Raw genomic sequence first — 21,822 nt, forward strand, 5'->3', positions numbered from 1 at the left:
CGATCGCACCGGCGCCCACCACGGCGGCCGCGACCACGTGCTCGTCGTCAGGTCTGGACAGTCGAACTGATTAGCGTTGCGAAGGATTTGGCCGCTAGGTTGGGCACATGGAGTTTCGGAGACTGGGCCGCAGTGGCCTGACGGTCAGTGAGATCTCGTACGGCAACTGGCTGACGCACGGGTCTCAGGTTGAGGAGGAGCAGGCGGCAGCCTGCGTGCGGGCGGCTCTGGACGCCGGGATCACCACGTTCGACACCGCGGACACCTACGCCAACACCGCCGCGGAGTCCGTGCTCGGCCGGGCGCTGGCCGGCGAGCGCAGGGAGAGCCTGGAGATCCTGACCAAGGTCTACTGGCCGACGGGCCCGGGTGGCCCCAACGACAGCGGCCTCGGCCGCAAGCACATCATCGAGTCGGCGAACGCGTCGCTCAAGCGGCTGCAGACCGACTACATCGACGTCTACCAGGCGCACCGGTTCGACCGGACCGTTCCGCTCGAAGAGACCATGCTCGCCTTCGCCGACCTCGTCCGGCAGGGCAAGGTCCTCTACATCGGTGTTTCAGAGTGGACCGGCGAGCAGATCACTCGGGGTGCCGCGCTGGCTCGCGAACTGCAGGTGCCGTTCGTGTCCAACCAGCCGCTGTACAACATGATCTGGCGAGTCATCGAGCCGCAGGTCATTCCCGCTGCCGAGCGCGAAGGCCTCAGCCAGATCGTGTTCTCCCCGGTCGCGCAGGGCGTGCTGACCGGCAAGTACCTGCCCGGCCAGCCGGTTCCCGCCGGGTCACGGGCCACCGACGAGTCCGGCAAGAACTTCGTGTCCCGCTGGCTGCGTGACGACATCCTCGAGCGGGTGCAGCAGCTCAAGCCGCTGGCCGAGGAGGCCGGTCTGACGCTGGGGCAGCTCGCGGTCGCGTGGGTGCTGCAGAACAAGAACGTCGCTTCGGCGATCATCGGCGCTTCCCGGCCCGAGCAGGTCACCGAGAACGTCAAGGCCGCGGGCAAGGTCCTGGAGAAGGACCTGCTGGACAAGATCGACGCGGTGCTCGACGGCGTCGTGGTCGACGACCCACGGCTGACCCAGGTGCCCTGAGAAAGCGAGAACCTCCAGGGGCCCGGCCCCTGGAGGTTCCTCCACAACGCGTCAGCGGGGGATCGGGTCACCCGGGCGCAGCCGCGGCTTCGGCACGCGCAGCTTGCGGATCTGGCTCGCCCGCACGAACGCGTACCAGCCGATCGAGCCGCCCTTGACGATCTCCTTCGGGAACCTCTCCCTGGCCAGCTTGGTCACCCGGCGGCCGTTGATGATCCCTTCGAGGATCATCATCAGCAGCATCGCCAGGCACAGCAGCGTGGCGTAGTTCTGGATCGCGGGGTTCGGCACGAGCAGCGCGACGAACACGACGATCGCCAGCGGCATGAACAGGCCGAGCAGGTTACGCCGCGAGTCGACCACGTCACGGACATACGCCTTGACCGGGCCGCGGTCACGCGGCATGAGGTACTTGTCGTCACCGGCCATCATCCGCTCGCGGCGCTCAGCGGCCGCGGCGCGACGCTCCTGCTTCGACGGCTTGGTCTGCCGGGCACGGCGCATCGCCTCGCGGGTTGTCTGCGGCGCGGGCGCTACCGGGCCGCGCCGACGGGCCTCCGCGTCGCGGCGCTTCGGCGTGGGCGCTCCTTTGCCCGCCGTGTAACCCTTTTTGGTGAGCTCCGCCTCGACAGCGACGTCTGTCTCCTCGACGTCGGTGGCGTCGGTCTTGTCGGCTGAGTTGCGGCGCAGGAACCTCACGTCTCATAGGTTATGACAAGCCCTGATCGTGTGGTTCGCCGGATACGCTGCGATCTGTGCGCGTACTGATCGCTCCTGACTGTTTCGGCGGCACGTTGTCCGCCCCTGAGGCCGCCCAAGCGATGGCCGACGGGTGGCACGCGTCCGCCCCGGACGACGAGCTGGTGCTCCGCCCGCTCACCGACGGTGGTCCTGGCTTCGTGGATGTGCTGCACACCGTGCTTGGCGGCACGTTGCACACACTCGAAGTCACCGGACCGCTCGGCGAGCCCGTGACGGCCACCTGGCTCGAACACGATGGAACGGCCTATGTCGAATCGGCACAGGCGAACGGCCTGCACCTGGTACCCAAAGCCGACCGCCGCCCGCTCGACGCCACCACGCGTGGCGTCGGCGAGCTGATGGTCGCCGCGCGCGATGCAGGCGTACACACGATCGTCGTCGGTCTGGGCGGTTCGGCCACGACCGACGGCGGACAAGGAATGCTGGAAGTCGCGGCGCCGATGCTCGATGCTGCGAGCACGTCTCCGGCGGTTGACTGGCCCAAGATCATCGCCGCGACCGACGTGGAGAACCCCCTGCTCGGACCGCACGGCGCCGCCCACACCTTCGGGCCGCAGAAGGGTGCGTCCCCGCAGGACGTCGACGAGCTGGAAGCCCGTCTCGAAGCCTTCTCGGCCGGGAAAGGACCGCATCTGCGCGACCAGCCGGGTGCTGGTGCCGCGGGCGGCCTCGGCTTCGGGCTGTTCCTGCTCGGCGCGACCAGGGTGTCCGGCGCGGGCCTCGTGCGGGACCTGACCGGGCTGGACAAGGCGATGGCGACCGCCCAGTTGGTCCTGACCGGCGAAGGCAGCTTCGACTGGCAGTCGCTGCGCGGCAAACTTGTGACGTCTGTCGCATCGGCGGCCGCCGAACGCGGCCTGCCGTGCCTGGTCCTCGCCGGTCAGGTGAGCGTGGGACGCCGGGAGGCCGCGGCAGCGGGCATCGAGGCGGCGTTTGCCGTGGTCGAGCACGCCGGATCGGTCGACGCGGCGTTCGCCGACCCCGCGGGCACGCTCGCGGCGCTGGCCAGACACGTCGCGTCCCAGTGGTCGGCATGACCACCTGGACAGTCGGACACATGTGTCACCATGGAATAAGACACCACGGCGATGTGTTCGCACCGCTGTAGTCGGATCTTCAAGGGAGTGCCATGACGACCGCGCAGGAGAACACGACCGAAGCGGCGACCACGCACGGCGTGACGTTGACCGATACTGCCGCGAGCAAGGCCAAGGCGCTGCTCGAGCAGGAAGGTCGCGACGACATGCACCTGCGGATCGCCGTCCAGCCCGGGGGCTGCGCCGGTCTGCGGTACCAGCTGTTCTTCGACGAGCGTGCGCTCGACGGCGACCTCTACCGTGACTTCGGTGGCCTCAAGGTGGCCGTCGACCGGATGAGCGCGCCGTACGTCGAGGGCGCCGTGATCGACTTCGTCGACACCATCGAGAAGCAGGGCTTCACGATCGACAACCCGAACGCCACGGGTTCGTGCGCGTGCGGCGACTCGTTCCACTGAGTCGTCAGACGAACGGAAAAGGGCCGCTGTCCTGGTCTGGGACAGCGGCCCTTTCAGTTGCTCTACACGTACTCGTCCAGGTCCTCGACCTGGGCGTGGCACTTGTCGGTGACCTCCCACGACGGCGCCAGTCTCGGCAGCGGCGGGTGCGACGGGGACTGTCGGACTGATGGCGGGATGTCGGCGCAGTCGGCGATCAGCTCGTCGATCGAATCGGCCTCGGTGATGTGCACGAACGCCACGTTATTGACCACGATTAGAGCTGGACAGGCTTACCAACCGGTAGTGTGCTGAGGCAGCCGATGAACCACCCGCATGGGTGGCCGCGTCGGGTGTCTTGCCGGACCTAGTTGCCCGTACGAGACAGGAGGGCTGAAGTGCCCGTAGCCGTATCCGGAAGCATCGCCAGCGATCATCTGATGCACTTCCCGGGCCGCTTCGGCGAACAGGTAGTTCCCGAGCAGATCCACCGGCTCTCCCTCAGCTTCCTCGTAGACGACTTGCAGGTACGGCGCGGCGGGATCGGCGCCAACATCGCGTTCGGTATGGGTGTGCTCGGCGCCAAGCCGGTGCTGGTCGGCGCGGCCGGCAAGGACTTCGGTGACTACCAGTCATGGCTGGAGCGCCACGGGGTCGACTGCAGTGGCGTGCACATCTCCGAGACCGCGCAGACCGCCCGGTTCGTCTGCACGACCGACGAGGACATGTGCCAGATCGCGTCGTTCTACGCCGGTGCGATGGCCGAGGCGCGCAACATCGAGATCAAGCCGATCGCCGACCAGGTCGGTGCGCTGGACCTGGTGATGATCAGCCCGGACGACCCCGAGGCGATGATCCGGCACGCGCAGGAGTGCCGTCAGCGCGGCTACACCTTCGCGGTGGACCCGTCCCAGCAGCTGGCCAGGATGACCGGCGAGATGGTCCGCGAGTTCGTCGTCGGCGCCAAGTACCTGTTCAGCAACGACTACGAGTGGGAGTTGCTGCTGAAGAAGACCGGCTGGTCCGAGGCCGAGGTGCTGGAGAAGGTCGGCATGCGGATCACCACGCTCGGCGAGAAGGGCGCGGAGATCGTCGACCGCAAGGGCCCGGTCGTGCACGTGACCGCGGTGCCCGAGCTGACCAAGGCCGACCCGACCGGCGTCGGTGACGCCTTCCGCGCTGGCTTCCTGGCCGGTCTGTCGCACGGCTTGGACCTTGAGCGGGCCGCGCAGCTGGGGTCGTACATCGCTGTGCTGGTTCTGGAGACCATGGGCCCGCAGGAGTGGACGTTCGACGCCGCCGAGGCCGTGACCCGCATCAGCGGCGCGTACGGACCCGAAGCCGCACAGGACATCGCAGCCGTCCTGCCATGAGTGGCGACCCTTCGTGCGACGTGGCGCACGGCAAAGCAGCCCCCGAGGTCGAACACCGCGGCTTGGTCGCGGTGTTCGACACCCCGGTCGCCCAGCACCTCGTGCGTTACGCCAAAGACTTGGGCTACAACGCTTTCGTCTACGAACCGGGTGAGGCTCTGCCCGAGCTGGACGGCTCGTACGACGTGGTGGTGACCAACCACCACCGGGAAGAGCTCGGCACCGTACTGCGTGACGTACTGGCCTTCCCGGTGCGATGGGTTGGTGTGATGGGAAATCCGCGGCACGAAGGCCCGCATGTCAAGGCGCTCAAGGACCTTGGCGTGCCCGACGAGCAGATCGCACGCGTGCACCGGCCGGTCGGGCTGAACATCGGGTCCCGTACGCCACCGGAGATCGCCATCGCGACCATCGCGGGCCTTGTCGCGGACCGCAATGGCCGCCCTGGCGGGTTCGACTTCCAAGCCTCTATGTGAGATTGAGCCTGCGGCTCATGTCCGAGACGAAAACGCCTTCCGGGTCGACGGAATCCCGGATCTTGCGCCACTCGTCGAGCCGCGGGTACATCTTCGCGAAGGTCTCCGCGGACGTGCGGGAGTCCTTCGCAGTGTACAGCCGTCCGCCCGCCGCGAGCACGGCCTCGTCCAGTTCGTCACACACGCGGCCGAGCCCGTCCTTGATCGGGAAGTCGACGCTGAGCATCCAGCCAGGAGCCGGCCACGACAGCGGCGCCTGGTTCGCCTCGCCCATCCGCTTGACCACGTTGAGGAACGAGTAGTGCCCCGATGTGGCGATCCGGTGGCAGATCGCCTTGAACTCGTCCTCACGTCCAAAGGGGACGGAGAACTGGTACTGCAGGAAACCCTTGGAGCCGTAAGCCCGGTTCCACTCGCCGAGCATGTCGAGCGGGTGGTAGAACCGGGTCAGGTTCTGGATCTGGCCGCGGGCGCCGCCCTTGGGCACCGTGCGCTGCCACAACTCGTTCACCAGGCCGAAGGTCAGCTTGTTGGCCAGCCCGTTGGGGAACAGGTCGGGCAGCGTCGCCAGCTGCGGGGCGTCGAACTTCAACGGCTGGCTGCGCAGCTTCGGCGGCAGTTCGTCCACTGTGGCCAGTGAACCGCGGGAGAACGTCGCCCGGCCCATCCGGCTGTCGGAGGAGATCAGGTCCGGCACGGCCATCGAATAGTCGTACGCCAGGTCCGAGCCGTCCATGAACAGCGCCAACGTCTCGTCGAGGCTGTTGGTCCGGTCCGCGTCGACCACGAAGTAGGCCGTCTCGGTCTTCTTCATCCGGATCGTGGCGCGGGTGATGATCCCGGTCAGCCCGATCCCGGCGACAGTCGCCCAGAACAGCTCCGAGTCCGGCTTCAGCGTGCGAACTTGCCCGTCCGCGGTGAGCAGGTCCATCGACACCACGTGGTTGCCGAAAGTGCCCGCCGAATGGTGGTTCTTGCCGTGGATGTCGTTCGCGATGGCGCCACCGACGGTCACCTGACGCGTCCCCGGCAGCACCGGCACCCACAACCCGTGCGGCAGCGCCTCACGCATCAGCTTGTCGAGGCTCACACCGGCGTCCAGGTCGACAAGACCCGAGCCGGGATCGATCGAATGGATCCGGTCCAGCGCGGTCATGTCGACGACCAGGCCACCCGCGTTCTGCGCCGGGTCGCCGTAGGAGCGGCCGAGACCACGCGCGATGACGCCACGCGAGCCCGCCGAAGTCACCGCCTTCGCGATGACCTCGACGTCCGGCGTGGACAGCACAGTGGCGACGGATGGGGCGGTACGGCCCCATCCGTGCAGCGTCCGGAGTTCTGTCACGGGTCAGAGCCGGACCGGGTAGTGGGGCTCGGGAACCTGCGGGCGGATCCGGCCTTCGGCGAAGATGCCGTACCAGATCATGAACACCAGCAAGGCCCACAGCCGCCTGCTGTGGTCGATCTCGTTGCGGCGGTGCTCTTCCAGCATCTCCAGCACGGCCGCCTTGTCCAGGAACGGGTCGGTGGCCGAGTCGCGGATGATCCCGGCGGCCCACTCGTACATTTCCTCACGCAGCCAGTGCCGCACCGGCACGGGGAAGCCGAGCTTGCGCCGGTTGAGCACGTGTGCGGGCACGATGTCGCGCATCGCGGCACGCAGCGCGTACTTCGTGGTCTCCTTGGTGATCTTCTCCTCGAGCGGGATGCGCGAGGCGACCTTGAAGACCTCCGGGTCCAGGAACGGCACGCGCAGCTCGAGCGAGTTGGCCATGGTCACCTTGTCGGCCTTGACCAGGATGTCGCCACGCAGCCACGTGAACAGGTCCACGTGCTGCATCCGGGTCACCGGGTCCCAGTCCTTGGAGATCCGGTAGTACGGCGCGGTGACGTCCATGTGGCCGATCGCCGGGTTGAACGTCCGCAGCACCCGCTGGATCTGGTCGTCGCGGAAGATGCGCGCGTTGCCGTAGTAGCGCTCTTCCAGCTTCAACGCGCCGCGGCGCAGCAAGTCCTTGCCGCGCTTGCCTTCCGGCAGCTTCGTCGACAGGTTGCCCATCGCCTTGCGCAGCGCGCCGGGCACCTTTTCGAACGCCGCCAAGGAAATCGGCTCGCGGTAGATCGTGTAACCGCCGAACAGCTCGTCCGCGCCCTCGCCGGAGAGCACCACCTTCACGTACTGCCGGGCCTCGCGGGCGATGAACCACAACGGCACCAACGCCGGGTCGGCCACCGGATCGTCCAGGTACCACACGATCAGCGGCAGGGTCTCCATCACTTCCTGCGGGGAGACCGTGCGGACCACGTGTTTCACGCCGATGGCCGCTGCCGATTCGGCGGCGACGTCCACTTCGGAGTAACCCTGGCGCTCGAACCCGGTGGTGAACGTGATCAGGTCCGGGTTGTGCTGTTTGGCCAGTGCCGCGATCGCGGTCGAGTCGATACCGCCGGAGAGGAACGAGCCGACTGTCACGTCAGCGCGCATGTGCTTGGCGACCGAGTCGCGCATCACCGCGGCGATGTCCGAGTGCAGCCGGCCTGACTCGTACTGGCTGACCGACAACGGGCGGAAGTTCGGGTCGAAGTACCGGTTCATGGTCATCGTGCCGTCCGGCGTGACCGTGAACGACGTGCCGGACTCGATCCGCCGGACCGTGTCGTGCATGGTCTCCGGCTCCGGCACGTACTGCAGGACGATGTAGTGCTGCAGCGCCGTCTTGTCCAACCGCGGCGACATGCCCAGCGTGCGGCCCAGTGCGAGCAGGCTCTTCTTCTCGCTGGCGAACGCCATCCCGCCGGGGCCGGACGCGTAGAACAGCGGCTTGATGCCGAACGGGTCCCGCGCGCCGAACAGCGTCTGCCGGTGCGAGTCCCAGATCAGGAACGCGAACATGCCGCGGAAGCGCTTCACGACATCGGGGCCGTAGAAGTGGTACGCGGCCACCATCGCCTCGGCCTCGCCGTCGGTGGCGAACTTGAGGTTGAACTCGCGTTTCAGATCCGCGCGCAGCTCGAGGTAGTTGTAGACCTCGCCGTTGAACAGGATGGTGTACCGGTTCGGCGCCTCCACCGGGCCCCAGTGCAGTGGCTGGTGGGAATGCGCGATGTCGACGATCGACAACCGGTTGAAGCCGAAGATCACCCCGCGGTCGGCCCACGTGCCGCTCTCGTCGGGGCCGCGGTGCCGCTGGCAGCGCAGTGCCGCGTCGACCGCGCTACGGGCCGCGTCGGCGTCGAGTTCAGAGGGGCAGACCAGGCCAAGCAGACCGCACACGCTCTCGGATACCTTCCGGTCGAGTGGTGTTTGAATGGCCAGTATGCCCTCTGCGGGATTCGGCGCGACGCGCGCAGGGCCCTGATCCACGTCACATATGTCGCTGAGCTACGCTCCCGCAGGAGCGAAACGCTCAAAGACTTGCTTGCAGAGCCGAGCATCAAACCCTGCAAGTCGCGGCAAGGAGGAGAGCGAACGGTGAGCCAAGAGGAGCGCTCGCGCAAGCGCAGGCTGGCCAAGGTCATCGGGCTGGTCGGCCTGGTCGCGTTCGCGGCGACCGGCTGCTCGACCGATGAGGTGCTGCGGTTCGGCTGGCCGGTGGGTGTCACCGAGCAGGCCGACGACATGCGCAGGCTGTGGACCGGGTCGGTGATCGCGTCACTGGTCGTCGGTGTCATCACGTGGGTGCTGATCCTGTGGCCGGTCGCGTTCCACCGCAAGAAGGGCGACAAGCTGCCCCGGCAGACCCAGTACAACAACGTGCTGGAGCTGATCTACACCGGTATCCCGGTGATCATCGTGGTCGTGCTGTTCGTGTTCACCGCGAGCACCGAGAACCGGGTGCTGGCCAAGACCGACAAGCCGGACCTGAAGGTCCAGGCGCTGGCCTTCCAGTGGAACTGGGACTTCAGCTACCTGGAGTCCAATGGCACCAAGCCGACCGTCCAGGGCGGCGGCGAAGTGCACACGGTCGGCAGCACGCGGGAGATCCCGCTGCTGGTCGTGCCGGCCGGGCGGGTGGTCGAGTACCAGCTGCGGGCGCGGGACGTGATCCACTCGTTCTACGTGCCGGAGATGCACTTCAAGCGGGACGTCTTCCCGTACCCGGAGAAGAACAACCAGGACAACACGTTCCAGAACAAGATCGACCGTCCTGGCTCGTTCGTCGGCCGGTGCGCGGAGCTGTGCGGCTCGTACCACGCGTTCATGAACTTCGAGGTCCGTGCGCTGCCGGGTGAGCAGTTCGACCAGTACCTGCGCCTGCGGACCCAGATCAACCCGCGCACCGCGGCGCCGTACACCGCCGCAGAGGCCTTGACGCAGATGAACTGCGGCGAGCTGTGCACGCCGTACGCGGTGACCACGTCTCCGTTCAACCCCGACCGCACCGCGCGGACGGCTTCGGGCTGAGGGGCACGGGAGAAGGAACCATGAAGGTCGAAGCCAAAATCTTCCACATCTGCACGGCGTTCTTCTTCGCCGCGGCGATCCTCTACGGCTTCTGGGCCAAAGAGGTGGTCGGCATCGTCGGGCTGACCCTGACCGGCGGCCTGTCGCTGATCGTCGGCAGCTACTTCAGCTTCGTGGCGCGCCGCGTTGAGGAGCGCCCCGAGGACAACCCCGAGGCCGAGGTCAGCGACGGCGCGGGTGAGCTGGGCTTCTTCAGCCCGGGCAGCTACTGGCCGGTCGGCTTGGCCGCGTCGGCCGCGCTGACCGGGTTCGCGCTGGCGTACTTCCACATCTGGCTGCTGGTGATCGGCATCGTCTGCATCCTGATCACCGTGGGCGGCCTGGTCTTCGAGTACCACACCCAGCCCGACAAGGACTGACACACAACTGCATCGCGAAGGGCCTCCCGCTGTCGAGCGGGAGGCCCTTCGCGCATGTACGGCGCGACCGAGCCGCGCCCGCATGGCCTTCACCGCTGAGCGCGACGTTCTCGTCGCGGTCACCGCGTGCGCCGCCGAGGGCGTATGTGGCCAGGCCCGGCCGGTTCAGGTCGAGATCACTTAGCCAGCGCGCTCGACACGGCCACCCAACGGTCCAACAGGGTCGCCGCTGCGCCCGAATCCACCGCATCGGCGACCTGGGAGAGCCCGGCCGCCAGATCGGCTGCCAGATCGCCCGTGAAGCCCCGATACGCGGCCACCGCGCCCGCTGCGTTGAGCAGCACCGCGTTGCGGACGTGGCCCTGCTCGCCTGCCAGCACCTGCCGGACAACTTCGGCGTTGTGCTTGGCGTCTCCGCCGCGCAGGTCCTCGGGTGTGCAGAGGTCGAGCCCAAATGTGCCCGGATCGATACGTTCGGACCGCACCGTTCCGCCGTCGACGACCCATGCCGAAGTCGTTGCGCACGTGGTGATCTCGTCGAGTCCGTCGTCACCGCGCACAAGCAGCACAGACGCGCCACGCAGTGCGAACACCTCGGCCATCACCGGCGCGAGACGTTCGAACGCGCAGCCGATCAGGCCAGCCGCGGGCTGCGCCGGGTTGGTCAACGGCCCCAGCACGTTGAATGCCGTGGGAATCCCCAACTCCGAGCGCACGGGACCGGCGTGCCGCAGTGCCGGGTGGTACACCGGCGCGAAGCAGAAGCCGATGCCCAGTTCCTCGACGCACCGCGCGACACCCTCAGGGCCCAACGAGATCGCGATGCCCAGAACCTCAAGCACATCCGCGGTTCCCGCCTTGGACGACGCCGACCTGTTGCCGTGCTTGACCACGGGTACCCCGGCGGCAGCCGTCACGATCGCGCTCATCGTCGAGATGTTCACGCTGCCGGACCGGTCACCGCCCGTGCCGACCACGTCGACCGCGCGGATGTCCAGCGCGACCCTGGTGGCGTGCTGCAGCATCCCCGCCGCCATCCCGGCGATCTCGCCCGGCGTCTCGCCTTTCCCGCGCAGACCGACGGCGAACCCGGCGATCTGGGCGTTGGTGGCGTTGCCGGACATGATCTCGTTCATCGCCCACGAGGTGTCCTCGGCGGTCAGGTCACCGCCGCCGACTAAGTGGTTGAGCAGCGCCGGCCAGCTGTCGCGCCGCATCGCGCTCAGCCCCGGACGGTGGGCAGTTTGTGCGACCGCAGCACGTCCGCGACCGTCTCAGCGGCGGTCAGCGGGTCGAGCGGGTGCACGAGGACGGCGTCCGCCTGCGACCACGTCGCCAGCCAACGGTCGTCCTTGCGACGCACCGCGATCACGATCGGCGGGCAGTCGTCGATCTCGTGCTTCAGCTGGCGGCACAGACCCATGCCGCCGGTCGGCTGCGCCTCGCCGTCGAGGATCGCGAGGTCCGTGTCGCCCGCGTCCATGTGGTAGATGACGTCGGCGACCGTCTCGGCCTCGACGAACGTCACCCTGCCCAGGTCAGCGGCCGGGCGGCGGCCGACGGCTGTGATGATGCTCTCCCGCACCTCGGGCCGGTGGCTGAAGACCAGGATCGTCAGCGGCTGCGTGCTCATATCTCCAGCGCCCTCCGGCTCTCTCACTAGGCCTGATCACGACCAGTGGAATGCTATCGCCACGGGCCCGCGACACGGCCCGCGACCCAACCGGTACCCGACCGGGCGAGGCGGATAACCGCAAGACATAATGCGTCGCGTGACAACAGCTACGCCTTCGATCAGCCAGCGTGTGCACTCGCTGAACCGGCCGAACATGGTCAGTGTGGGCACCATCGTGTGGCTGTCCAGTGAGCTGATGTTCTTCGCCGGACTGTTCGCCATGTTCTTCACGGTGAAGGCGCAGAACTCCACCGGTCACTGGCCGCCACCGCTCACCCCCGGCGGCGAGCCGATCCACCTGGACGTGGTCTTCGCCACGCCGTTCACGGTGATCCTGATCCTCTCGTCGGTCACCTGCCAGCTCGGCGTGTTCGCGGCCGAGAAGGGCGACGTGTTCGGCCTGCGCCGCTGGTACACGCTGACCCTGGTGATGGGTGCGATCTTCGTTGCCGGCCAGGGCATCGAGTACGTGAACCTGATCCAGGAGGGCGTCACCATCCCGTCCGGCGGGTTCGGCACGGTCTTCTACCTGACCACCGGCTTCCACGGGCTGCACGTGATCGGCGGTCTGATCGCGTTCGTGTACCTGCTGATCCGCACCCGGATGAGCAAGTTCACGCCCGCGCAGGCCACGGCCGCGATCGTGGTCTCGTACTACTGGCACTTCGTCGACATCGTGTGGATCGGGCTGTTCGCCGTCATCTACATCGTGCCCTGACGCTTTCGCATGTAGCGGATAACCGAAACCCGAACTGACTCCAGCAAGGTTGCCCATCACCATGACGAGTAAGAAGGCGGAAGCCGCCGGGGAGAGCAAGGCGGCGCGCAAGCAAGCCCGCTCCTCCAAGCGGCGCCGGCGGATCTCCGGCCTGCTCGCGTTGGGCGTGGCGCTCATCGGTGTCGGCGCGTTGTACAGCGCGATCGCCCCCGAACCGCAGACCGCCAACGCCGCACAGGACCCGGCGTTGGTCCGCAAGGGCGAGCAGATCTACAACAACACCTGCATCACCTGCCACGGTGAGGGCGGCCAGGGTGTGAAGGACCGTGGCCCGAGCCTGATCGGCATCGGTGAGGCCGCGGTCTACTTCCAGACCTCGACCGGCCGGATGCCGATGGCCGCGCAGAACGCGCAGGCCGAGCGCAAGCCACCGAAGCTCTCCCCCGAGGAGATCGACGCGGTCATCGCGTACATCGAGTCGAAGGGCGCGGGCGGCCCGAAGCTGCCTGAGGAGCACGGCCAGCAGCTGCGCGGGGACAACCCGGCGCGCGGTGGCGAGCTGTTCCGGATGAACTGCGCTTCCTGCCACAACTTCACCGGTCGTGGTGGTGCGCTGTCGTCCGGCAAGTTCGCGCCCGAGCTCGACCCGGCGACCGAGGAGCAGCTTTACGCGGCGATGCTGTCCGGTCCGCAGAACATGCCCAAGTTCTCCGACCGCCAGCTTTCGCCGGAGGAGAAGAAGGACATCATCGCGTACGTCAAGTCGGTGACCGACGGGAACAACAACCCCGGTGGCGCGCCTCTGGGCGGACTCGGACCACAGTCCGAGGGTCTGATCGCGTTCATCGTGGGGATGGCGGCGCTGATTGGCATCACGTTGTGGATCGGAGCCAAGTCGTGAGCGAGCAGAACAAAGAAGGCCTGCCGACCGAGGCCGAGCTCGCCGAGATGGACCGCGACCAGCTGCTGAAGCTGGGCGGCAAACTCGACGACGTCGAGCTGGTCGAGTACACCGACCCGTGGCCGGTCAAGGGCACCAAGGCGGAGAAGCGCGCCGAGCGCGCCGTCGCCGCGTGGTTCACCTTGGCCGGGCTGTCCGGGCTGGCGTTCATCGGTGTGTTCCTGTGGTGGCCGTGGCACTACGCCCCGGCCAACACCGACGGTCACGTCCTGTACCTGCTGTACACGCCGTTGCTGGGGCTGACCCTGGGTCTGTCGATCCTCGGCGTGGGTGTCGGCGTGGTCATGTACGCCAAGAAGTTCCTGCCGCACGAGGTCGCGGTGCAGCAGCGGCACGAAGGCCGCTCGACCGAGCTGGACCGGCAGACCTTCGTCGCGCACATGGCCGACGCCGGTGACCGCAGCACGATCGCCCGCCGGTCGATCATCAAGCGCTCGGCGCTGTTCGGTGCGGGTGCGTTCGGACTGGCCACCGCCGCGTTGCCACTGGGCAGCCTGATCCACAACCCGCACAAGGACTCGACCAACGAGAACGGCCTGTGGCACACCGGCTGGCTGGCGCACGACGGCGAGCGCGTGTTCCTGCGCCGCGACACCGGCGACGCGCACGCCCTCGAGCTGGTCAAGCCGGAGGACCTGGACGCGGGCTCGATGGAGACGGTGTTCCCCTTCCACGCTCCGAAGAGCGCGTCCGGCGGCGTGGACTACGCCAAGCTGGACGGCATGCTGGCCGGTACCGAGCGGGTCGACGAGCACGAGCTGGTCGAGGCACTGCGCCGCTCGGACAACCCGGTGATGCTGATTCGCCTGCGCCCCGAGGACGCCAAGCGGGTGGTCAAGCACCAGGGCCAGGAGGACTTCAACTTCGGCGACTACTACGCGTACACGAAGATCTGCAGCCACCTCGGCTGCCCGACCTCGCTGTACGAGCAGCGGACCAACCGGATCCTGTGCCCGTGCCACCAGTCGCAGTTCGACGCGTTGCAGTACGCCAAGCCGATCTTCGGGCCCGCCACGCGCAAACTGGCGCAGTTGCCCATCGAGGTCGACGAGGTGACGGGTTACCTTTATGCCCGACACGACTTCAACGAGGCGGTCGGACCGGCCTTCTGGGAGCGTAAGTCATGAGCGGTCTCACCACGCCAACGAAACAGCAGAACCCGGCGGCCAAGATGGCCGCGGCGGCTGGTAACTGGGCCGACGACCGGCTGCACGCCGCGGGTGGCCTGCGCAAGCAGCTCAACAAGGTCTTCCCGACGCACTGGTCGTTCCTGCTCGGTGAAGTGGCGCTGTACAGCTTCATCGTGCTGCTGCTGTCCGGTACGTACCTCGCGCTGTTCTTCGACCCGTCGATGCAGCACGTGGAGTACCAGGGCGCGTTCACCAACCTGCGTGGCCTGGGGATGTCGCGGGCCTACGAGACCGCGCTGAACCTGTCGTTCGAGGTGCGCGGTGGTCTGTTCGTCCGCCAGGTGCACCACTGGGCGGCGCTGCTGTTCATGGCCGCGATCGTGCTGCACATGTTCCGCGTGTTCTTCACCGGCGCGTTCCGCCGCCCGCGTGAGACGAACTGGGTCATCGGCATCCTGCTGTTCATGCTGGGCGCCATCGAGGGCTTCGCCGGCTACTCGCTGCCGGACGACCTGCTCTCCGGTGCGGGCCTGCGGATCATGTCGGGTCTGATCCTGTCCATCCCGGTGATCGGCACCTGGGTGAACGCACTGCTGTTCCGCGGTGAGTTCCCGGGTGAAGAAGTCATCCCCATGTTGTACACCGCGCACATCCTGCTGATCCCGGGCATCCTGCTCGCGCTGGTCGCGGTGCACGTGGGTCTGGTCTGGTACCAGAAGCACACCCAGTTCCCCGGTGTCATGCGCACCGAGAAGAACGTCGTCGGCGTGCGGATCATGCCGTACTTCTCGCTGAAGGGCGGCGGCTTCTTCGCCATCGTCGTCGGTGTGACCGCACTGCTCGGTGGCCTTTTCCAGATCAACCCGATCTGGAACTTCGGCCCGTTCAACCCGGCGCACATCTCCGCGGGAACCGTGCCCGACTGGTACATGGGCTGGACCGACGGCCTGATCCGGTTGTGGCCCGCGTGGGAGGTCTACCTCGGGGACTACATGATCCCGGCGGCGTTCTTCCCGTTCATGCTCGGTCTGCCGTTGCTGACCGGTATCGCGGCGGTGTACCCGTGGATCGAGCGGAAGTTCACCAAGGACTACGCGCACCACAACCTGCTGCAGCGGCCGCGTGACGTGCCGGTCCGCACCTCGCTGGGTGCCATGGCCATCACGTACTTCATGGTCGCGCTGCTGTCGGCCGCGAACGACGTGCTGGCGGAGAAGTTCGACATCTCGCTGAACGCGACGACCTGGATGGGCCGGATCGGCCTGCTGGTCCTGCCGCCGCTTGCGTACTTCATCACCTACCGCATCTGCCTCGGCCTGCAGCACGCCGACCGCGAGGTGCTGGCGCACGGTGTGGAGACCGGCATCATCAAGCGGCTGCCGCACGGTGAGTTCATCGAGCTGCACCAGCCGCTCGGCCCGGTCGACGACCACGGCCACCCGATCCCGCTGGCCTACCAGGGCGCCGCGGTGCCGAAGAAGATGAACAAACTCGGCTCCGCGGGCCGTCCGGTCCGGGGCACGCTGCTGACCCCCGACCCGATCGAGGAGACCAAGGCGCTGGAAGCGGCCCGCGCCGCCCAGCACAACGGTCACGGCAACGGCCAGGTCGGCGAGCACAGCGAAGGACCAGGCTCGCACAGCCACGGCTGAGTCTCGTAGTACCCACCAGGACCCCCTCCCCATCCCGGGAGGGGGTCCTGTCTTATTCGGGACCTACGTCCCTGGGTGCCCGCTATCCGGTGTGAACAGAATGAAAGGCGGGGACCTGGGGAGGCGCCGTGAGCGGATTGACCACACCGACAAAGGGACCGAACCGGGCCGCGAAAGCCGCGGCCGCGGCGGGGAACTGGGCTGACGACCGGCTGCACGCCGCGGGCGGGATCCGGCGCCAGCTGAACAAGGTCTTCCCGACGCACTGGTCGTTCCTGCTCGGTGAAGTGGCGCTGTACAGCTTCATCGTTTTGCTGCTTTCCGGGACCTATTTGGCTTTGTTCTTCGATCCCTCGATGCAGCACGTGGAGTACCAGGGGGCGTACGCGAACCTGCGGGGCGTTCAGATGTCCCGGGCCTACGAGTCCGCGTTGAACATCTCGTTCGAGGTGCGCGGTGGTCTGTTCGTGCGCCAGGTGCACCACTGGGCGGCGTTGCTTTTCATGGCTGCCTTGGTGCTGCACATGTTCCGGACGTTCTTCACCGGCGCGTTCCGGCGGCCGCGTGAGGCGAACTGGGTGATCGGGATCGTGATCTTCCTGATCGGCACGGTCGAGGGCCTGACCGGCTACTCGCTGCCGGACGATCTGCTCTCCGGCGCCGGGATCCGGGTGACCTCGGGCTTGATCATGTCCATTCCGGTGATCGGGACCTGGCTGAACGCGTTGCTGTTCCGCGGCGAGTTCCCTGGCGAGGAGTTCATCCCGTTCATCTACACCGCACACATCCTGATCATCCCCGGCATCATTCTCGCGCTGGTCGTGGTGCACGTCGGCCTGGTCTGGTACCAGAAGCACACCCAGTTCCCCGGGCACCTGCGCAAGGAGTCCAATGTGGTCGGTGTGCGGATCATGCCGTACTTCTCGTTGAAGGCAGGCGGTTTCTTCGCGATCGTGGTCGGCGTGATCGCCCTGCTCGGCGGGTTGTTCCAGATCAACCCGATCTGGAACTTCGGGCCGTTCAACACCGCGCACATCTCCGCGGGCATCGTGCCGGACTGGTACATGGCGTGGACGGACGGGCTCGTCCGGCTGTGGCCCGCTTGGGAAATCTCGTTCTGGGACTACACGATCCCGGCCGCGTTCTTCCCGTTCGTCCTCGGGCTGCCTTTGCTCACCGGGCTTGCCGCGGTCTACCCCTGGATCGAACGAAAGTTCACAAAGGACTACGCGCACCACAACCTGTTGCAGCGGCCGCGTGACGTGCCGGTCCGGACTTCGTTGGGTGCCATGGCGATCACGTACTTCATGGTGATGCTGCTGTCCGCGGCGAACGACGTGTTCGCGGAGAAGTTCGACATCTCGTTGAACGCGACCACGTGGATGGGCCGGATCGGGCTGCTTGTGTTGCCGCCGTTGGCCTACTTCATCACGTACCGGATCTGCCTTGGCCTGCAACGGTCTGACCGCGAAGTGCTGGCGCACGGCATTGAGACCGGCATCATCAAACGGTTGCCACACGGCGAGTTCATCGAGCTACACCAGCCACTGGGTGACCGTCCGCTCGTGTACCAGGGCGCGGCCGTACCGAAGAAGATGAACAAACTCGGTTCGGCCGGTCGCCCGGTCGCCGGAACACTGCTGAGCCCTGACCCGGTCGAGGAGACCAAGGCACTGGAAGCGGCTCGGCGCAACGGTCATCCAGAACAGCGCTAGTCGGCGTCCTCGGAGCCGATCGAGAAGGCGGCTTCGGTGTCCTGCCGGGAGTAGGACCGGAACGCGATGTGCGTGTCGGTCGCGACCACACCGGGGATCTTGCTGATCCGGCCGGGGATCAGGTCGGCCAGCTCCTCGTGCTTGGCCACGCCCATGATCGCGATCAGGTCGACGTCACCGGCGCACGAGTACACCTCGGTGACGCCGGGGACATCGGCGATGGCCTGCGCGGTCTCGGGAATGCTCGCCGCATCCACCTGGATCATCACGATCGCCTTGATCACGGGTGTCCTCCCTGGTCGTCTGCCAAGGCACAGACTAGACCGCGACGTGACCCGTGGTGACGTCGATGTGCCCTGGCACATCGTCGTGTCGATCACCCACTGACAGCGTCCCGGTCGGCTCGACCAGCAGGACGGACGCGCCCAGCTTGGACGAGGGCTTGTGGAACGTGCCGCGTGGCACGACGAATATCTGCCCCTGCTGCAGCGTGACCGTGCGCTCGCCGGCGTCCTCGCGTAAGCCGATCTCGATCTCGCCACTCAGGACCAGGAAGAACTCGTCGGTGTCCTCGTGCACGTGCCAGACGTGCTCGCCGGCGAACTTCGCGATCCGGACGTCGTAGTTGTTGATGTACGCGATGATCCGCGGGCTCCACGGTGCGTCGAAGCCTTCCAGCGCGGCGGTCAGGTCGATCGGATTCATGGCTTGATCCTCCGGCCTGGTGCGGCGGTGCGGTGAGTGCTAGGAATTGCACATGCCGCAAGAATCCTCGCACCGGGTGGCGGTGATCGTCGACGAGGGGTCGAACCCGTTCGAACTGGGCGTGGCCACCGAGTTGTTCGGGCTGCGGCGGCCGGAACTGCACCGGGACTGGTACTCGTTCACGGTGTGCGCCGCGGATCCGAGCGTTCGGATGCACCTCGGGATGTTCACGATGAGCGGCATCGCGGGCCTGGAAGCCGTGGACGCGGCGGACACCGTGATCGTCCCGAACCGCCCGGATCCGCTGAACACTCCGGGTTGTGCGGTCCTGTCAGCGATCGCTCGCGCGGCGGACCGTGGCGCTCGCTTGGTCAGCTTCTGCACGGGGACTTTCTCGTTGGCTGCCGCGGGTGTCCTCGATGGACGCCGTGCGACCACGCATTGGCAGTGGGCTGACGAATTCGTGGCGCGATATCCGACCGTCCACCTTGAACCGGACGTGCTTTTCGTCGACGACGGCAATGTTCTGACCGCGGCGGGCAGTGCGGCGGCTCTCGACCTTGGGCTGCACCTGATTCACCGCGATCACGGCGCGGAGATCGCCAACGCGGTGAGCCGTCGGCTGGTGTTCACCGGTCGCCGGGACGGTGGCCAGCGGCAGTTCGTCGAACGCCCGATTCCGGACGTCCCGGACACGTCGCTCGCGCCTGTCCTGGAATGGGCCCGGTCCCAGCTGGGCCAACCGTTGACGGTGGCCGATCTGGCCTCGCGGGCGGCCACGAGCCAGGCGACGTTGCACCGCCGGTTCCGTACTGAACTCGGGACTACGCCCCTGGCTTGGCTGACCGGTGAACGCATTTCGTTGGCGTGCCGTCTGATTGAACGCGGAGAACAGCGGTTGGATTGGGTGGCGCGGGAAAGCGGCTTCGGCACGGCCGCCAACCTGCGGATACAACTGCGGCGGCACACGGGGTTGAGTCCCTCCGCGTACCGCCGCAGGTTCGGTCCGGTCTAGCGCTCGTCGTACTTCACCTGGATGCGCAGCGCCGGTGCGGTCGGGGAGTCGCAGTGGTGCTCGATATCGGCGGCGAAGCGGGTCACGTTGCCGTCCGCGGTGCGCTCGAGTTCCATGATGTCGACGGTGGCGTAGTCGTCTGCGCAAGACAGCGCCCCGGAGCGGCCTCCGGCGATCACCCTGATACCGACGCCGGTCGGGTTCTCGCTGATAGAGCGGACGTTCTCGTATCTCCCGGTCGTCAGTTGCTCGCCGGGGCTGAGCTCGACCCGCATCCACTCGAAGCCGTTGGCGCTTTCGCCGTCGAGGTTGAGCAGCCCGTCGTACTGGAAGACGTTCACGGTGTACCAGGTGTCGGGCTGGACATACGTGGGGAACGCACCTGGTTCGGTGGTGAAGGTGAAGGCACCCACCGAGTCCTGTGCTGCGGCCGAAGCTGCCCCGAATGTCAACAAACCTGCAGCGGCCAGCGCGAATGCGCGCGCGATGATGCGCACTGAAACCCCCTCATGTTCTGTTGGTGGCCGCAGGCTATCCAGCTCAGTCGAGCTGTGGACCGCTCCAGACTGATTCCGCGCGTTTCAGCCATGGCCGCCAACTTGCCGCCGAAGCCGCCGGGACTGTCCATGGAGCAGTGCACCGGACCATCCGTGTCCCGGGCTTCTCAAGCCAACGCAGCACGGCCCCAACCTCCTCGTGCGGCGCGCCGTACAGCGGCCCAGCCGACGGGATGACGGTCTCAGCGGACGACACAAGCATCTCGACGACCGGCATCGGGGCTACACCGCGAGGAGCGTTGCCCGCCGACGCGAGCCTGCCGTGCCGGACCACAGCAAAGTTCCAACCGCCCGTGCCGTCCGGGCGTGCTGCGACGAGCTCGGCGATCGAGGCGAGTGACGCGAGCCGCTGGCCATGGTCAAGTGCTCGCACGAGCAGAGCAAGGCGGTCACGTCCCTCAGCGGCTTGCTCAAAACGCTGTGCATCTGACAACTGCACCAATCGCGCGGCGGCGCGCCATAACGCGTCCACGCGGTGTCCCGCGACAAGACCGCGCACTGCCTCTACGTAGGGCTGGTACTCGTGGACGCTCTGGTGCCCAGCGCACGGCGCGCCACATCGGCCAATTTCTGCCAACAGACACGGTGTGCCCTTCGGTGACCGCGCCGGGATGCGCTGAGTGCACGGCCGAATGCCCGTACCTTCTTGCAACGCGACGGCCGCGCCCTCCGCGGAGCGCTGCGAGCGGAACGGTCCGAGCGAGCCGTCGCGAGGCGAGCGGACTATCGACAGCCGTGGGAATGCCTCGTCGGTGAGCGTGAGCCACCACGCTTGGTGCTTGTTGCGGGAACGTCGGTTGTACGTCGGTTTGTGCGCCGCAAGCAGACGTAACTCCCTGACCTCAGCCTCAAGGGCGTGCGCGCAGGTCACGGAGTCGACGCGGACAGCGAGGCCAACCATCTCGCGCAGCCGACGACGTGTCTCACTGGCCGTGAAGTACTGACGGACACGGCGGCGCAGGTCGGACGCGGTGCCGACGTACAACACCTCCTCGCGCGGCCCACGGAACATGTACACGCCTGGCTCGTTCGGCAGATCGGCCGCGAGCGTACGTTTGCGGCGCTGCTCGGGCGTGACCTCAGGTATGTAGTCGAGCAGCTCCTCCAGGGACTGCACACCGACGGAGCCGACGCGTTCAAGCAGACCGTGCAGGACGTCGACGGTCGCTCGCGCGTCAGCCAGTGCCCGGTGAATGGGCGTCGTACTTGCACGGAACAGCTGGGCCAAGGCGGACAGACGGCAACTCGGTGCCTCCTCGCGGCTCAGGACGCGTCTTGCGAGACGCGCCGTGCACACAACGGCCGGGCGCGGCCAGTGGTAGCCGTAACGACGGCACGCAGCTTTCATGAAACTGACGTCGAAGCCCGAGTTGTGCGCGACCAGCACCGCGCCCGCGGCGAATTCGAGGAACGCGGGCAGCACCTCGATCAGCGGGGGCGCCTGGTAGACCATGGCGTTGGTGATGCCGGTGAGCGCCACGATCTCCGGCGGGATGCCCCTGCCCGGGTCGACCAGCGTGGCGAACTCGCCGATCACCTCGCCGCCGCGGACCTTGACCGCGCCGATCTCCGTGACCGAGTCCTGCTCCGCGCTGCCACCCGTGGTCTCCAGGTCGAAGACCACGAAAGTAGTGGTCCGCAACGGCGTGCCGAGTTCGTCGAACGACAGCTGCGTGTTCATCGGGCGAGAC

Annotated in this window: 23 protein-coding genes; 13 read left to right on the top strand and 10 right to left on the bottom strand. The window is 67.0% G+C overall.

All coding sequences use genetic code 11. From position 1 onward, the window contains the following. Positions 1–107: 107 nt before the first annotated feature. On the top strand, positions 108–1,094 hold the full coding sequence (locus tag B9C43_RS38480) for an aldo/keto reductase family protein (protein ID WP_033390181.1): 987 nt from the start codon (positions 108–110) through the stop codon (positions 1,092–1,094). A 51-nt stretch (positions 1,095–1,145) separates the two neighbouring features. On the opposite strand, the gene B9C43_RS38485 is transcribed toward B9C43_RS38480, so the two are convergent. Next, positions 1,146–1,793 (bottom strand): DUF3043 domain-containing protein, encoded by a 648-nt coding sequence (locus tag B9C43_RS38485; RefSeq protein ID WP_084432073.1) that lies wholly within the window; start codon positions 1,791–1,793, stop codon positions 1,146–1,148. A gap of 56 nt (positions 1,794–1,849) precedes the next feature. Between B9C43_RS38485 and B9C43_RS38490 the strand changes: the two genes are divergently transcribed. Both B9C43_RS38490 and B9C43_RS38495 read left to right on the top strand, forming a co-directional pair. Continuing rightward, entirely contained in the window at positions 1,850–2,893 is a 1,044-nt protein-coding gene (locus tag B9C43_RS38490; protein ID WP_084432076.1) for a glycerate kinase family protein, read from the top strand. A 92-nt stretch (positions 2,894–2,985) separates the two neighbouring features. Further along, positions 2,986–3,351 carry a HesB/IscA family protein gene (locus B9C43_RS38495; RefSeq protein WP_033390186.1) on the top strand — a complete coding sequence of 122 codons (366 nt, stop codon included), beginning with the start codon at positions 2,986–2,988 and terminating at the stop codon, positions 3,349–3,351. A 62-nt stretch (positions 3,352–3,413) separates the two neighbouring features. Here B9C43_RS38495 and B9C43_RS38500 read toward each other — a convergent pair whose 3' ends face one another. Further along, complete coding sequence (locus B9C43_RS38500) at positions 3,414–3,605, bottom strand: hypothetical protein (RefSeq protein ID WP_143446898.1); 192 nt, start codon at positions 3,603–3,605, stop codon at positions 3,414–3,416. Positions 3,606–3,770: 165 nt separating this feature from the next. Here B9C43_RS38500 and B9C43_RS38505 point away from each other — a divergent pair, with 165 nt between their 5' ends. Continuing rightward, positions 3,771–4,703 (top strand): carbohydrate kinase family protein, encoded by a 933-nt coding sequence (locus B9C43_RS38505; protein WP_033390188.1) that lies wholly within the window; start codon positions 3,771–3,773, stop codon positions 4,701–4,703. After that, positions 4,700–5,179: an XdhC family protein gene (locus B9C43_RS38510; RefSeq protein WP_084432079.1), complete on the top strand. Its 480-nt coding sequence runs from the start codon at positions 4,700–4,702 to the stop codon at positions 5,177–5,179. Before B9C43_RS38505 ends, B9C43_RS38510 begins: the two co-directional genes overlap by 4 nt. Here the strand turns inward: B9C43_RS38510 and B9C43_RS38515 are convergent. Both B9C43_RS38515 and asnB read right to left on the bottom strand, forming a co-directional pair. Then, positions 5,172–6,524, bottom strand: coding sequence for a decaprenylphosphoryl-beta-D-ribose oxidase (locus tag B9C43_RS38515; protein WP_200825894.1), 1,353 nt, complete (start codon positions 6,522–6,524; stop codon positions 5,172–5,174). The two genes, B9C43_RS38510 and B9C43_RS38515, sit on opposite strands and share 8 nt — an antisense overlap. Positions 6,525–6,527: 3 nt before the next feature. After that, positions 6,528–8,453, bottom strand: a complete 1,926-nt coding sequence (asnB, locus tag B9C43_RS38520; protein WP_084432082.1) for an asparagine synthase (glutamine-hydrolyzing) — start codon at positions 8,451–8,453, stop codon at positions 6,528–6,530. Between the two features lie 198 nt (positions 8,454–8,651). Between asnB and ctaC the strand changes: the two genes are divergently transcribed. Next, positions 8,652–9,584, top strand: coding sequence for an aa3-type cytochrome oxidase subunit II (gene ctaC, locus B9C43_RS38525; RefSeq protein ID WP_051897082.1), 933 nt, complete (start codon positions 8,652–8,654; stop codon positions 9,582–9,584). Between the two features lie 20 nt (positions 9,585–9,604). After that, positions 9,605–10,003 carry a cytochrome c oxidase subunit 4 gene (locus tag B9C43_RS38530; RefSeq protein ID WP_033390192.1) on the top strand — a complete coding sequence of 133 codons (399 nt, stop codon included), beginning with the start codon at positions 9,605–9,607 and terminating at the stop codon, positions 10,001–10,003. Between the two features lie 176 nt (positions 10,004–10,179). Here B9C43_RS38530 and trpD read toward each other — a convergent pair whose 3' ends face one another. Together trpD and B9C43_RS38540 are read right to left on the bottom strand one after the other, a co-directional pair. After that, positions 10,180–11,220: an anthranilate phosphoribosyltransferase gene (gene trpD / locus B9C43_RS38535; protein WP_084432085.1), complete on the bottom strand. Its 1,041-nt coding sequence runs from the start codon at positions 11,218–11,220 to the stop codon at positions 10,180–10,182. 5 nt (positions 11,221–11,225) lie between these two features. Further along, positions 11,226–11,636 (bottom strand): hypothetical protein, encoded by a 411-nt coding sequence (locus tag B9C43_RS38540; protein WP_033390194.1) that lies wholly within the window; start codon positions 11,634–11,636, stop codon positions 11,226–11,228. A gap of 130 nt (positions 11,637–11,766) precedes the next feature. Between B9C43_RS38540 and ctaE the strand changes: the two genes are divergently transcribed. From ctaE to qcrB (B9C43_RS38565), 5 genes are all read left to right on the top strand, one after another. Beyond that, positions 11,767–12,396, top strand: coding sequence for an aa3-type cytochrome oxidase subunit III (gene ctaE, locus B9C43_RS38545; RefSeq protein ID WP_084432088.1), 630 nt, complete (start codon positions 11,767–11,769; stop codon positions 12,394–12,396). A gap of 61 nt (positions 12,397–12,457) precedes the next feature. Then, positions 12,458–13,297 carry a cytochrome bc1 complex diheme cytochrome c subunit gene (gene qcrC / locus B9C43_RS38550; RefSeq protein ID WP_084432091.1) on the top strand — a complete coding sequence of 280 codons (840 nt, stop codon included), beginning with the start codon at positions 12,458–12,460 and terminating at the stop codon, positions 13,295–13,297. A 47-nt stretch (positions 13,298–13,344) separates the two neighbouring features. Continuing rightward, positions 13,345–14,484: a cytochrome bc1 complex Rieske iron-sulfur subunit gene (qcrA, locus tag B9C43_RS38555; protein WP_051897083.1), complete on the top strand. Its 1,140-nt coding sequence runs from the start codon at positions 13,345–13,347 to the stop codon at positions 14,482–14,484. Continuing rightward, on the top strand, positions 14,481–16,139 hold the full coding sequence (gene qcrB, locus B9C43_RS38560; protein WP_084432094.1) for a cytochrome bc1 complex cytochrome b subunit: 1,659 nt from the start codon (positions 14,481–14,483) through the stop codon (positions 16,137–16,139). The genes qcrA and qcrB (B9C43_RS38560) overlap by 4 nt, the downstream gene beginning before the upstream one ends. A 128-nt stretch (positions 16,140–16,267) precedes the next feature. After that, the gene (gene qcrB / locus B9C43_RS38565; RefSeq protein ID WP_084432097.1) at positions 16,268–17,854 is read left to right on the top strand and encodes a cytochrome bc1 complex cytochrome b subunit; all 1,587 of its coding nucleotides are present in this window, start codon (positions 16,268–16,270) and stop codon (positions 17,852–17,854) included. Here the strand turns inward: qcrB (B9C43_RS38565) and B9C43_RS38570 are convergent. Further along, positions 17,851–18,138 (bottom strand): Lrp/AsnC family transcriptional regulator, encoded by a 288-nt coding sequence (locus B9C43_RS38570; protein WP_033390200.1) that lies wholly within the window; start codon positions 18,136–18,138, stop codon positions 17,851–17,853. The genes qcrB (B9C43_RS38565) and B9C43_RS38570 overlap by 4 nt on opposite strands. Before the next feature lie 34 nt (positions 18,139–18,172). Beyond that, on the bottom strand, positions 18,173–18,559 hold the full coding sequence (locus B9C43_RS38575; RefSeq protein ID WP_033390201.1) for a cupin domain-containing protein: 387 nt from the start codon (positions 18,557–18,559) through the stop codon (positions 18,173–18,175). Positions 18,560–18,611: 52 nt separating this feature from the next. On the opposite strand from B9C43_RS38575, the gene B9C43_RS38580 reads away from it, so the two are divergent. Further along, positions 18,612–19,574, top strand: a complete 963-nt coding sequence (locus B9C43_RS38580; protein ID WP_084432100.1) for a helix-turn-helix domain-containing protein — start codon at positions 18,612–18,614, stop codon at positions 19,572–19,574. Here the strand turns inward: B9C43_RS38580 and B9C43_RS38585 are convergent. Together B9C43_RS38585 and B9C43_RS38590 are read right to left on the bottom strand one after the other, a co-directional pair. Further along, the gene (locus B9C43_RS38585) at positions 19,571–20,071 is read right to left on the bottom strand and encodes a hypothetical protein (protein WP_084432103.1); all 501 of its coding nucleotides are present in this window, start codon (positions 20,069–20,071) and stop codon (positions 19,571–19,573) included. The two genes, B9C43_RS38580 and B9C43_RS38585, sit on opposite strands and share 4 nt — an antisense overlap. 43 nt (positions 20,072–20,114) lie before the next feature. Further along, positions 20,115–21,812, bottom strand: a complete 1,698-nt coding sequence (locus B9C43_RS38590; protein ID WP_084432106.1) for a DEDD exonuclease domain-containing protein — start codon at positions 21,810–21,812, stop codon at positions 20,115–20,117. Positions 21,813–21,822: the final 10 nt, after the last annotated feature.

The sequence above is a fragment of the Kibdelosporangium aridum genome, assembly GCF_900176515.1.
Taxonomy (GTDB): domain Bacteria; phylum Actinomycetota; class Actinomycetes; order Mycobacteriales; family Pseudonocardiaceae; genus Kibdelosporangium; species Kibdelosporangium aridum.

Excerpts from the sequence above, each read along its gene's own strand:
- B9C43_RS38480 (WP_033390181.1), top strand. The coding sequence starts at position 108 with ATGGAGTTTCGGAGACTGGGCCGCAGTGGCCTGACGGTCAGTGAGATC.
- B9C43_RS38495 (WP_033390186.1), top strand. The coding sequence starts at position 2,986 with ATGACGACCGCGCAGGAGAACACGACCGAAGCGGCGACCACGCACGGC.
- B9C43_RS38505 (WP_033390188.1), top strand. The coding sequence starts at position 3,771 with ATGCACTTCCCGGGCCGCTTCGGCGAACAGGTAGTTCCCGAGCAGATC.
- B9C43_RS38510 (WP_084432079.1), top strand. The coding sequence starts at position 4,700 with ATGAGTGGCGACCCTTCGTGCGACGTGGCGCACGGCAAAGCAGCCCCC.
- B9C43_RS38530 (WP_033390192.1), top strand. The coding sequence starts at position 9,605 with ATGAAGGTCGAAGCCAAAATCTTCCACATCTGCACGGCGTTCTTCTTC.
- trpD (WP_084432085.1), bottom strand. The coding sequence starts at position 11,220 with ATGCGGCGCGACAGCTGGCCGGCGCTGCTCAACCACTTAGTCGGCGGC.
- B9C43_RS38540 (WP_033390194.1), bottom strand. The coding sequence starts at position 11,636 with ATGAGCACGCAGCCGCTGACGATCCTGGTCTTCAGCCACCGGCCCGAG.
- ctaE (WP_084432088.1), top strand. The coding sequence starts at position 11,767 with ATGCGTCGCGTGACAACAGCTACGCCTTCGATCAGCCAGCGTGTGCAC.
- qcrC (WP_084432091.1), top strand. The coding sequence starts at position 12,458 with ATGACGAGTAAGAAGGCGGAAGCCGCCGGGGAGAGCAAGGCGGCGCGC.
- qcrA (WP_051897083.1), top strand. The coding sequence starts at position 13,345 with ATGGACCGCGACCAGCTGCTGAAGCTGGGCGGCAAACTCGACGACGTC.
- qcrB (WP_084432094.1), top strand. The coding sequence starts at position 14,481 with ATGAGCGGTCTCACCACGCCAACGAAACAGCAGAACCCGGCGGCCAAG.
- B9C43_RS38575 (WP_033390201.1), bottom strand. The coding sequence starts at position 18,559 with ATGAATCCGATCGACCTGACCGCCGCGCTGGAAGGCTTCGACGCACCG.
- B9C43_RS38580 (WP_084432100.1), top strand. The coding sequence starts at position 18,612 with ATGCCGCAAGAATCCTCGCACCGGGTGGCGGTGATCGTCGACGAGGGG.
- B9C43_RS38590 (WP_084432106.1), bottom strand. The coding sequence starts at position 21,812 with ATGAACACGCAGCTGTCGTTCGACGAACTCGGCACGCCGTTGCGGACC.